The following is an 11,443-nucleotide window of genomic DNA, read 5'->3' on the forward strand; positions in this document are numbered from 1 at the left end:
TCGTTCGAGGCGAGGACTATGAGAGAGGCCGTAAGCAAAGTCGAGGCGCTGCAGCGCTCCAAGACTCAGGGGATCTCGCTCGAGGACGTCGAGCGCGGCGTGGCGCAGGCGACGCGCGCGCTGACCGCCCTGGCGCACGACGACGGGCACATCTGCTTCGAGCTCGAGGCGGATGCCACGATCCCGTCCGAGTACATCCTGTTCCACCATTTCCGCGGCACGCAGGTCCCCGGCGACCTCGAGGCCAAGATCGGCAATTACCTCCGCCGCACCCAGGGGCGGCACGGCGGATGGGCCCTCGTCCACGAGGGGCCGTTCGACATGAGCTGCACGGTCAAGGCGTACTTCGCCCTCAAGATGATCGGCGACGATATCGAGGCGCCGCACATGCGCCGGGCGCGCGAGGGCATCCTGTCCCGCGGCGGCGCGGCCAACGCCAACGTGTTCACCCGCTTCATGCTGGCCCTCTACGGCGAGGTGCCGTGGCGCGCCGTGCCGGTGATGCCCGTCGAGGTGATGTTCCTGCCGAAGTGGTTCCCGTTCCACCTCGACAAGATCAGCTACTGGGCCCGCACCACCGTGGTGCCGCTGTTCGTGCTCCAGGCGACCAAGCCCCGGGCGCGCAACCCGCGCGGCATCAGCGTGCAGGAGCTGTTCGTCACGCCGCCGGAGAGCGTCCGCTCCTGGCCGGGCTCCCCCCACGCCACGTGGCCGTGGACGCCGATCTTCGGCTTCATCGACCGGGTGCTGCAGCGGGTCGAGAATCACCTGCCGCGCAAGAGCCGGCAGCGCGCCATGGAGATGGCCCGCGCCTGGGTGAGCGAGCGCCTCAACGGCGAGGACGGCCTGGGCGCCATCTTCCCCGCGATGGTCAACTCGGTGCTGATGTACGAGGTGATGGGCTACCGGCCCGATCACCCGCAGGTGCGCGTCGCCTGCGACGCGATCGAGAAGCTCGTGGTCGAGAAGGCCGACGAGGCCTACGTCCAGCCCTGCGTCTCGCCGGTCTGGGACACGGCGCTCGCGAGCCACGCGCTGCTCGAGGCGGGCGGCCCCGAGGCCGAGGCCCAGGCCCGCGCCGGTCTGGACTGGCTGAAGCCCCGCCAGGTGCTCGACATCGTCGGTGACTGGGCGGCGCGCAAGCCGAAGGTCCGGCCGGGCGGCTGGGCGTTCCAGTACGCCAACGCGCACTATCCCGACCTCGACGACACCGCCGTGGTGGTGATGGCGATGGACCGGGCCATGCACCAGCACGGCCTCGTCGCCGGCATGCCGGACTACAAGGCCTCGATCGCCCGCGCCCGCGAGTGGGTCGAGGGGCTGCAGTCGGAGGACGGTGGCTGGGCGGCGTTCGACGCCGACAACAACCACATGTACCTCAACCACATCCCGTTCTCGGATCACGGCGCGCTGCTCGATCCGCCGACCGCGGACGTGACTGCCCGCGTGGTCGGGATGCTGTCCCAGCTCGGCGAGACCCGGGAGACCTCCCGCGCCCTCGACCGCGGCGTGAACTACCTCCTGAACGACCAGGAGGAGGACGGCTCGTGGTACGGCCGCTGGGGCATGAACTTCATCTACGGCACGTGGTCGGTGCTCTGCGCCCTCAACGCCGCCGGGGTGGACCCGGCCGATCCGCGCATCCAGAAGGCCGTGTCCTGGCTGATCCGGATCCAGAACCCGGATGGCGGCTGGGGCGAGGACGCCTCCTCGTACAAGATCGACCCGGCCTTCGAGCCCGGCTCGTCCACCGCTTCGCAGACCGCCTGGGCGCTGCTCGCCCTAATGGCGGCCGGCGCGGTCGATGACCCGGCCGTGACCCGGGGCATCAACTTCCTGACCCGCACGCAGGGCGCGGACGGATTCTGGAAGGAGGAGCGCTACACCGCCACGGGCTTCCCGCGGGTGTTCTACCTGCGGTACCATGGCTACCCGAAGTTCTTCCCGCTCTGGGCGATGGCGCGCTTCCGCAACCTCAAGCGTGGCAACAGCCGGCGCGTCCAGTTCGGCATGTGACGTCCGCCGACGTCCTGGGGCCGGCCCGGCGGGCCGGCTCCGCTCCGCCGGATCGCAGCGCGTTCGACCGTCCCGACAGCCGATCCGCGAGCCCCGGTACCCGACACGTGGCCTCCTCTGACAGCGATCCCGCGGGACCGGACGAGCCGCCCCCCGTGCCGGATCCGGCCCGGACCCCGCCCCGGCGCTCGCGCCTGCTTGCGGACCTCGCCGGACTGGTCCACGAGCGCGCCATGATCGATCCCGCCGCACCCGTCCTGGCCGTCACCGGCCTCGCCCGCGAGCGCCGCATGGCGGCGGGGGAGGGGGTCGAGGCGGTGGGGGCCGGCGGCAATCCCCACCGTCTCCGCCAGCTCCTCGAGGCCCGCACCCAGCCCGGCTGCCGGGCGGTGGTCAGCTTCGGCATCGCGGGCGGCCTCGATCCCTCGCTCCGGCCCGGCGACGTCGTGGTCGGCACCGGCGTGGTCAGCGAGCAGGGGCGGCGCGCCGCCGATCTCGACCTGTCGGCCACGCTGCTCAACATCCTGTCCGGCGTCGGGCCGCGGGTGATCCCGGCGGATCTGGCGGGCGTCGACACCGCGGTCCTCGCGGTCGACGGCAAGACCGACCTGCGGACCACCACCGGCGCCGCGGCCGTCGACATGGAATCGCACGTGGCCGCGTCCTTCGCGGGCCGGCACGGCCTGCCCTTCGCGGCCGTGCGCGTGATCTGCGATCCGGCCGATCAGGCGTTGCCGGCCTTCGCGGCCTCGGCGCTCACGCCGGACGGCGAGCCCGACATCGCCGCCGTGTTCTTCGCCTTCGCGCGCGGCCGCGCGCGCCTCGGAGACCTGATGCGCCTCGCCCGGGACTCGAACGCCGCCTTCGCGGCGCTGGGACGGTGCCGGACGCGGCTCGGACCGGGCCTGGGCATACCGGCCCCGGAGCGCTGAGACGCGCAGCCGCGGTGAGGGTGGCTACGAAAAAGCGCCGGCCTGCACGGCCGGCGCGAGTCGGAGGTCACCACGAGACGGCGCGGGGCGGACCCCGCGCCGGGAGGAACCGGCCTCAGCCGGCCTTCTTGTTGAGCGAGACCGCCACGAACCGGGTCTGGCCCTTGCCGCTCTTCACCCGCATCAGCACGGCCTTGCGCCCGCTCGTCTCGGCCGCCCGGATCTGCGTCGCCACGTCCGCCGGGCGGGACACGCTCTGGCCACCGACGTCGAGGATCACGTCGCCGGCCTCGATGCCCTTGGCGGCCGCCGGGCCGTCGGGATCGACCTGGACCACCGCGACGCCCTGATCCGACAGGCCGACATCGCCGGCCGGGGCGAGCTGCAGGCCGAGCCGCGGCTGGCCGTTGCCCGAGTCGTCGTCGCGGCTCGCCATCTTGGTGCCGTCGGTCGGCATCGTGCCCAGCGTCACCGTGGCGGTGTCGGTCTTGCCACCGCGCAGGTAGCTCAGCTCGACCTTGGCGCCCGGCTTCAGGCCGGCGATCTTGCGGGACAGCTCGCGGGCGCTGTCCACCGTATCGCCGTTGACCTTCTCGATCACGTCGCCCGCCTTCAGGCCGGCCTTGGCCGCCGGGGTTCCGTTCTCGGCGTGGTCGACCAGGGCGCCCTTGGCCTTGTCGAGGCCCAGACCCTCGGCGATATCCTGCGTCACGGGCTGGATCTGGACGCCCAGGTAGCCGCGGGCGACCTTGCCGTCGGTGCGGAGCTGGTCGACGACCGCCTGGACGGTCTCGGCGGGAATCGCGAAGGCGAGGCCGACGCTGCCGCCCGACGGGGACGCGATGGCGGTGTTCATGCCGACCACCTCGCCGTTGACGTTGAAGGTCGGCCCGCCCGAGTTGCCCTTATTGATGGGCGCGTCGATCTGCAGGAAGTCGTCGTAGGGGCCGGCGCCGATGTCGCGGCCCCGGGCCGAGACGATGCCGGCGGTCACGGTGCCGCCGAGACCGAACGGGTTACCGATCGCCACGACCCAGTCGCCGACCTGCGGAGCGGCCTTGCCGAACTGCACGTACGGGAAGTTCGAGCCCTCGGTGATCTTCAGGAGCGCGACGTCCGTCTTGGAATCCTTGCCGATGACCTTCGCGTCGAGGGTGCGGCCGTCGTCCAGCGTCACCTGAACGGTCTTGGCATGGTCGACCACGTGGTTGTTGGTGACCACGTAGCCGTCGGCCGAGATGATGAAGCCGGAGCCGACCGCGCCGCGCGGGCCCTGATGCTGAGGCTGCATGCCGCCCGGGCCGTTCTGGCCGAAGCGCTTGAAGAACTCGCGCAGTTGCGGCGGCACGTTCTGGAGGTTGCGCCCCTGGCTCGGACCGTCGTCGTCGTCGCTGCTCGCCGAGTCGTCGAGCTTCACCTTCACCGAGACGACGCCCGGCTTCACCTTGCTGACGATGCCGGCGAACGAGCCCGGCGGGTGCTCGGGAGCCTCGATCGGTGACTTGGGCAGCGCCTGCGCGTAGGCCGGGGTCGCGGCCGGCAGATAGCCGCTGCCGACGGCACCGCCGGCGATCAGCGCGGCGGCCGCCACGGAGGCGAGGGCGCGGCGCGAGGTGCGGCCAGTGGGACGGGTCTCGGTCATGGGGGGTCTCAACCTCTCGGGACTGATCGGGACGACGCCGGCGGTCGCGGCCGTCGATGGGATCTGTCTAAGGGGGGGCGCCTGACCCGGGCGTGGCGATCAAATTACCGTTTGGACAGGTGGCCGAGCGGTCGCGGAACCCCATCGCGATCCCGGCGGTCGGCTTCGATCGCGTACGTACGGAAGAGCGCGATGCCGGGTTGCTGCCCACGACAGGTCCAGGCTCGCGCCGTCCGACACCGCGAGTTCCGCCAGTCGGCCCAAACTCCCGCTCAGTTCATCAGGCCGGCGTGAACTTCGGCGCTGCTAGATGCCCGTGCACGGGCGAAGCGAGTTGCAATGAAGTCGCTGCTGGCGGCCACCAGGATTCTTCGGGTCGACTGTCGCCGCGCTGGCGGTCGATCCGCGCGCGGATGACCGTGACGACTTCGACGCGACGCCCGTCTGCGCAGATCGCGCGTCGGGCGGCGTGTCCAAGAGGACGTACGGCGTCGATACGCACCGCCCCGGCGAGGATCGCACCGGGGAATCGGCGCCCATCCGCCGGGCGACGCTCGGAACGTGGTCTGGAGCCCGAACGGCGCGACGGCCGCCAGTTGGGCCGGGCCGCGGGCGTTCACCGGCCTCCTCTGCACACGCCGCTGACGCCCGGCCGTCGCGGCGCGACGTCGATCACGCCTGCGCGTGACGCCGGGGCCTGACCGGAAGCCGCCTGACGGGCCGGATCGCCGCCGGACGGGCGCTCAGTCGCCGCTGAGCCGGACCAGAGCTTCCTCGATCTTCGCCAGCCGCGCCGACTCGCTCTCGCGACGCTCCCGGTTCTCCTCGATGATCTCCTCGGGCGCCCGGGCAACGAAGTCGGCGTTGCCGAGCTTGGCGTCGATCTTCTTGATCTCGCCCTGCGCCTTGCCCTGCTCCTTCCTCAAGCGCGCGACCTCGGCGGCGAGGTCGACCACGCCTTCCAGCGGCAGGGCGGCGACGCTGCCGCGCACGAGGAGCTGCACCGAGTTCTTCGGCGGCGTCTCCGCGAAGGTGATCTCCGACAGCCGGGCGAGGCGCAGGAGCGTGTCCCGCCACGCCTCCGCCCGCGCCCGGACCTCCGGGGCGGCGCCGACCATGACCAGGGGGATCTGCGCGCCGGCCGGGACGTTGGTCTCGGACCGCGCCGAGCGGATCTGGCTGACCAGATCGACCACGAACCCGACCTCGGCCTCCGCGGCCGCGTCGGCGAGCCCGCCGAGGTCCGGCCAGGAGGCCAGGGTCAGCAGTCCGCGCTCCGGCAGGTCGGCGCCCTTGATCGCCCACAGCTCCTCCGTGAGGAACGGCATGAACGGGTGCAGCAGCTTGGCGACCTGATCGATCAGGAACGCCACGCTCGCCTGCGTCTCGGCCCGAATCGCGGGATCGACGCCCTCGCCCTGGAGCACAGGCTTGGCGAGCTCGAGATACCAGTCGCAGAAGATGTTCCAGACGAAGCGGTAGGCCGCCGCCGCCGCGTCGTTGAAGCGGAAGGCCTCGAGGGCGCCCGTGACCTCGTCGACCGCGCGGGCCGCCTCGGTGAGCGCCCAGCGGTTGATCGCGCCGGTGGCGGAGCGCGGGTCGAAGGCCGGGTCGAGGCGGCAGCCGTTCAGCTCGGCGAAGCGGGCGGCGTTCCAGAGCTTGGTCGCGAAGTTGCGGTAGCCCTGGACCCGGTCGGTCGACAGCTTGATGTCGCGCCCCTGAACGGCCAGCGCGCAGAGGGTGAAGCGCAGGACGTCGGCGCCGACCTGATCGATCAGCTCCAGGGGATCGACGACGTTGCCCTTGGACTTCGACATCTTCGCGCCCGACGCGTCCCGCACCAGGGTGTGCAGGTAGACCGTCTCGAACGGCGCCCGGTCGGTGAGGTGCAGGCCCATCATCATCATCCGGGCGACCCAGAAGAACAGGATGTCCTTGCCGGTCACCAGGGTGTTGGTCGGGTAGTAGCGCGCGAGTTCCTGGGTCGAGTCCGGCCAGCCCAGAGTCGAGAACGGCCAGAGCGCCGAGGAGAACCACGTGTCGAGGACGTCCGCGTCGCGGGTGAGGGCGACCGGTCGGCCGCGCTGCGCCTCGGCCGCGGCCCGCGCCTCCTCCTCGCTTTCGGCGACGAAGATACCGCCCTCCTCGTCGTACCAGACCGGGATCTGGTGGCCCCACCAGAGCTGGCGCGAGATGCACCACGGCTCGATGTTGGTGAGCCACTGGAAGAAGGTCTTCTCGTAGTTCTCGGGCACGAACTTGGTCTGCCCGTCGCGCACCGCCTGCAGGGCGCGTTCCGCGAGCGGCTTGACGTTCACGTACCACTGGTCGGTCAGGTACGGCTCGATGACCACGCCCGAGCGGTCGCCGTGCGGGACCGCGTGGGTGTTCGGCTCGGTCGCGCGCAGCCGACCGCGCGCCTCCATCAGCGCCACCACCTCCTTGCGGGCCTGCGCCCGGTCGAGGCCGTGGAGCGCCAGGGCCTCCGGCTCGGGCGCGACGCCGTCGAGGAAGTCGGCGTTGCCGTCGAGCTGCATCCGGCCCTCGGGGTCGAGGACGTTGATCAGGCCGAGCCCGTGGCGGCGGCCGACGTCGAAGTCGTTGAAGTCGTGGGCGGGCGTGATCTTGACCGCGCCCGTGCCCTTCTCGGGATCCGAGTAGGTGTCGGCCACGATCGGGATCAGCCGCCCGACCAGCGGCAGGCGCACGCGCTGGCCGACGAGCGCGGTGTAGCGCGCGTCCTCGGGATGGACCGCGATGCCGGTGTCGCCCAGCATCGTCTCGGGGCGGGTGGTGGCCACCGTGATGACGGCGCCGGTCTCGTTGCCAGCCTCGTCCACCACCGGGTAGTCGAAGTGCCAGAGATGGCCTCTGGTCTCGATCTGCTGGACCTCCAGGTCCGAGATCGCGGTCTGGAACTTCGGGTCCCAGTTCACCAGCCGCTTGTCGCGGTAGATCAGGCCCTGCCGGTGCAGGTCGACGAAGGTCTTGAGCACGGCCCGGCTCAGGCCCTCGTCCATGGTGAAGCGCTCGCGGGACCAGTCGCAGGAGGCGCCCAGCCGCTTCAGCTGGTTGACGATCGCGCCGCCGGACTCCGCCTTCCAGGCCCAGACCTTCTCGACGAACGCCGCGCGGCCGATCTCGCGGCGGCCCGGCTCCTGACGCTCCATCATCCGCCGCTCCACCACCATCTGGGTGGCGATGCCGGCATGGTCCGTCCCCGGCTGCCAGAGCACGTCCTTGCCGCGCATGCGCTCGAAGCGGCAGAGGATGTCCTGCAGCGTGTTGTTGAGGGCGTGACCCATGTGCAGCGAGCCCGTCACGTTCGGCGGCGGGATCACGATGCAGTAGGGCGGAGCGCCGGCGCGCTCGGGTCGGCCGGCGCGGAAGGCGTCCGCCTCGGCCCAGGCAGCGGAGATCCGCGCCTCGACGGAGGTGGGCTCGAAGGTCTTGTCCATCATCGCGGGTACGGGCCGGCGCTTGTCCAAACGGGGGTTGCCCCGCTTTCGACCGTCACGCCGCTCCCGTCAACACGCGGAGGGTGGCCCGCGGCCACCAGAGCCAGGCCGCCGGCTCAGCGCCCGCGCGAGACCCGCTCGATCTCGGCGCGCACGAGGCGCTCGACCACGGCCGGCAGGTTGTCGTCGAGCCAGGATTTCAGCATCGGCCGGAGCATCTCCTTGACGAGATCCTCCAGGGTCCGGGCGTTCTGCGTCAGCACCGTATGGGCCAACAGGTTGAACGCGCCGCTGACGCTGGCATCGGTGGCCGGAGAGACCAGGGCTTCCGGCTCCGGCTCGGGGGCGCGGGCGGCCTGGAGCACGGGCTGCGGCGGCGGCGGCGGGGGCGGCTCCGGGGCCGGTTCGGGTTCCGGGAGCGGCTCGGGCTCGGGCTCCGGCGCGGCGGTGACCGGATCCTCGAAGTCGATCGCGTCGAAGTCGAGCAGGTCCGGGGCCGGCTCGGGTTCCGGCTCCGGCTCGACCACGCGCGGGCGCGTCACCGGCTCGGCGACCTCCGCGAGGTCGAGCACGTCGTCGGGCTCCGGAGCGGCCACCGGGACCTCGGCCGGCTTGGCGGCCTGATCGTCGGCGATGATCCTTCGGATCGACGCGAGGATCTCTTCCATGGAAGGCTCGTGCGCCTTATCGGCAGCCTTGTCCTGGAATTTCGAGTCCGGGATCTTTGGGCTTGCTGCACTCATCGGCAGGCGCACTCGGGCATGGGAGACTGGAAAGCGACCCGAACGGATCGATCTTCAATCAGTATTCCATGCCGTTTCGTCGCGGCAAGCGCGCCCGCAACACACTCCCCGTGGAAAAGCCGTCAGCGGCCGTCCGGCGTGCGCAGGCCGAACCACAGATCCTTGACCTGATCGTAGTGGACCTTGGCGCTGTAGTATTCGACCGGGAGCGCCGTGAAGCGCGCGGTCAACTGTCCGATCGCCTGGACCACCCCGTAGGAGAAGATCACCCGGTCGCGCTGGGCGACGATGAGGTTCACGCGAGAGTTCAGGAGTTCCTGCTGCGCGTTGAGGACGTCGAGGGTCGTGCGCTGGCCGACGCGCGCTTCCTCGCGCACGCCGTTCAGCGCCACCTCGTTGGCCTGGACCTGGGCCTGGGCGGCGATCACCTGCGCCTTGGCGGCTTCGAGCCGGCCCCAGAAGTCGACGATCTGGGCGCGGACCTGATCGCGGATCTGATCGACCTGGATGCGGGCCTGGCCGACCGATTCCTTGGCCTGCCGGATCTGCGCGTAGGTCTGGCCGCCCTCGTAGATCGGGATCGAGAGCCGGCCGCCGACGAAGCCGACGAAGAAGCTCTGGTTCGGCCCGTTCTGATCGTAGAGCTGGCTGAGCGAGCCCTGCAGGCTGAGCTGCGGGGCGAGCTGGCCTTCCAGGACCTTCACCTGGGCCTCGCTCGCGTCGACGTTGTGGATGGCCGAGACGACCTGCGGGTGCTCGCGCAGGCCGACGGCGATCGCCTGATCGAGACTGCGCGGCACGAACCGGTCCAGCGGGCGGCCCGGCGCGAGCTGGCGCGGCTCGACGCCGATGTTCTGCCGGTAGACGCCGATGCTCGTGCGGAGGGTCGATTCGGCTTGGGCGACCTGCGACCGCGCGCCGGCCAGTCGGGCCTCGGCCTGCGCGACGTCGGTCCGGGTCACCTCGCCGACGTTGAAGCGGTCCCGGGTCTGGCGGAGCTGCTCTTCCAGAACTTCGACGTTGTTCCGGTTCAGCTCCAGCGTCGCCGTGTTGCTGAGCACGTTCATGTACGCCTGGACGGCGTTGTACAGGACGGTCAATTCGGTGAAGCGCAGGCTCTCGCGCTGGCTGTAGACCTGCGACTCGGCGCGTCGGACGGTGTTGTCGGTCTGGAAGCCGTTGAAGAGCGTCTGCGTGACGTTCAGGCTGGCGGAACTCGGAAGGTACGTGGTGCGCGTCGTCCGCCGGGAGGTGATGACCTGGCTCGCGATGTCGGACGTTGCGCCGCCGGCCAAGCCCTCGCCGCCGGTCGCGGATCCTGCCGCCCCGGCTCCTGAGGTCCCGATGCCCGTGGTTCCGCCCGCCGTCCCGATCCCCGTCGTCCCGATCCCCGTGGTGGTCCCGGTACCGGTCGTCCCGGCGCCGGCCGTCCCGCCCAGGCCTCCGCCTGTCGTTCCGAGGCCCGCTCCGGCGGTGGTCGCGGTCGTGCCGGCGGTGCCCGCCGACGCGACGGAGCTGGACGAGCGCGTCTGAAGGTACTGGACGCCGATCGCGGCGTTGACGTTGACAGTCGGCCGGTAGCCCGACTGCGCGATCGCCACGTTCTCGTCGATGGCGCGCACGCCCGCGCGGCTGGCGTTCAGGCTCGGATTGCCCTGATAAGCCTTCGCGAGAGCGCTCTCCAGAGTCTCGGCGGATGCCGGCATCGCAGCCAGCATCGCGAGTCCGGACACCATCCCGGCCAGGCGGAACGTCGGGCAACTCGCTGGTGGACGTCGTGTCACGATGAACAAGCCCTTGCGGTCTCTTTCGGTCCGGAAGTCCGAGACGAAAACGGCCAAGGTACGGCGTTTCGCTCGTCTCCGATCAAGCCCGCCCCACCGTCACGCTTAGCGCAAACCGGGCGATTTGGCTCGCCTCGCCGTGGGTCCCGCGGCGGAAAGTGCGGCGTTGGGGCATTAAGGTGACACACCCCCCACGCACACCGCGGCGTGGACGCGTATTGAGCTGTTTAGTTTCATAAATACACCCCTTCAGAGACTATTGCCGGCATGCGGAGGCGCGAGAACTCGGAGCTGACCGAGCGCCGGCAGGGGAGGGGGCGGTCCGTCCGCGACCGTTCGACTCCGCCGACGGCACCGGCGCCCGCCTAGTACCGGTCCATTCCGCCGCCCCCGGCGTCGGGCTCCAGCTCCAGCGGGCCCTCGGGGCCTGAGTCGGATTCGGGCGCACGGCGCGCGCGCGCCGGCGGACGCGGTCTGGGCACCGATCCTGTCAGCGCCTCCGACGGTTTCGGCTTCGGGGCTGCGCTCGGGGAAGCCGGCTGTCCGCGGGAGCCGGGCGGCCCGGGCGGTCCGGCCGGACCCGTGGCGCCCATCAGCCCCGGAGCGCCGGCCATTCCGGCGGGGCCGCGCTCGCCCGGCGGACCCGGCGGTCCGGCGACACCCTGTGCGCCGGCGGGCCCCTGCGGTCCGGGCGGTCCCATCGCGCCCCGCTCCCCGGGCGGCCCGGCCTCGCCCCGCGGACCGGCCTCGCCGCGCGGGCCGACCAGACCCGGCGCCTGCGGCCCCTGCGGCCCCTGCTGGCCGCACTCGCCGACCACGATGCTGCGGCTCTGCTTCGGCGTCCGCAGAGTCGCGATGCAGGTGGGCG

At 71.4% G+C, this 11,443-nt stretch carries 6 protein-coding genes; 2 read left to right on the top strand and 4 right to left on the bottom strand.

What is annotated here, in order from left to right; genetic code table 11:
- The first annotated feature begins 18 nt into the window (after positions 1 to 18).
- Together shc and ME121_RS08695 are read left to right on the top strand one after the other, a co-directional pair.
- A complete protein-coding gene (shc, locus tag ME121_RS08690) occupies positions 19 to 2,016 on the top strand; it encodes a squalene--hopene cyclase (RefSeq protein WP_012322316.1) in 1,998 nt (665 codons plus the stop codon).
- Positions 2,017 to 2,249: 233 nt separating this feature from the next.
- Complete coding sequence (locus tag ME121_RS08695; protein ID WP_041372879.1) at positions 2,250 to 2,948, top strand: phosphorylase; 699 nt, start codon at positions 2,250 to 2,252, stop codon at positions 2,946 to 2,948.
- A 115-nt stretch (positions 2,949 to 3,063) separates the two neighbouring features.
- Here ME121_RS08695 and ME121_RS08700 read toward each other — a convergent pair whose 3' ends face one another.
- The 4 genes from ME121_RS08700 to ME121_RS08715 all read right to left on the bottom strand — a co-directional run bounded on the left by ME121_RS08700 (position 3,064) and on the right by ME121_RS08715 (position 10,527).
- Positions 3,064 to 4,590 carry a Do family serine endopeptidase gene (locus ME121_RS08700; RefSeq protein ID WP_012322318.1) on the bottom strand — a complete coding sequence of 509 codons (1,527 nt, stop codon included), beginning with the start codon at positions 4,588 to 4,590 and terminating at the stop codon, positions 3,064 to 3,066.
- A gap of 743 nt (positions 4,591 to 5,333) precedes the next feature.
- Positions 5,334 to 8,051, bottom strand: coding sequence for a valine--tRNA ligase (locus tag ME121_RS08705; RefSeq protein ID WP_059408675.1), 2,718 nt, complete (start codon positions 8,049 to 8,051; stop codon positions 5,334 to 5,336).
- Between the two features lie 113 nt (positions 8,052 to 8,164).
- Positions 8,165 to 8,716 carry a PopZ family protein gene (locus ME121_RS08710; RefSeq protein ID WP_012322321.1) on the bottom strand — a complete coding sequence of 184 codons (552 nt, stop codon included), beginning with the start codon at positions 8,714 to 8,716 and terminating at the stop codon, positions 8,165 to 8,167.
- 197 nt (positions 8,717 to 8,913) lie between these two features.
- Complete coding sequence (locus ME121_RS08715; RefSeq protein ID WP_043075051.1) at positions 8,914 to 10,527, bottom strand: TolC family outer membrane protein; 1,614 nt, start codon at positions 10,525 to 10,527, stop codon at positions 8,914 to 8,916.
- Between the last annotated feature and the right edge of the window lie 916 nt (positions 10,528 to 11,443).

Origin of the sequence: Methylobacterium sp. ME121, assembly GCF_000974725.1 — a bacterium.
Lineage (GTDB): Bacteria > Pseudomonadota > Alphaproteobacteria > Rhizobiales > Beijerinckiaceae > Methylobacterium > Methylobacterium radiotolerans.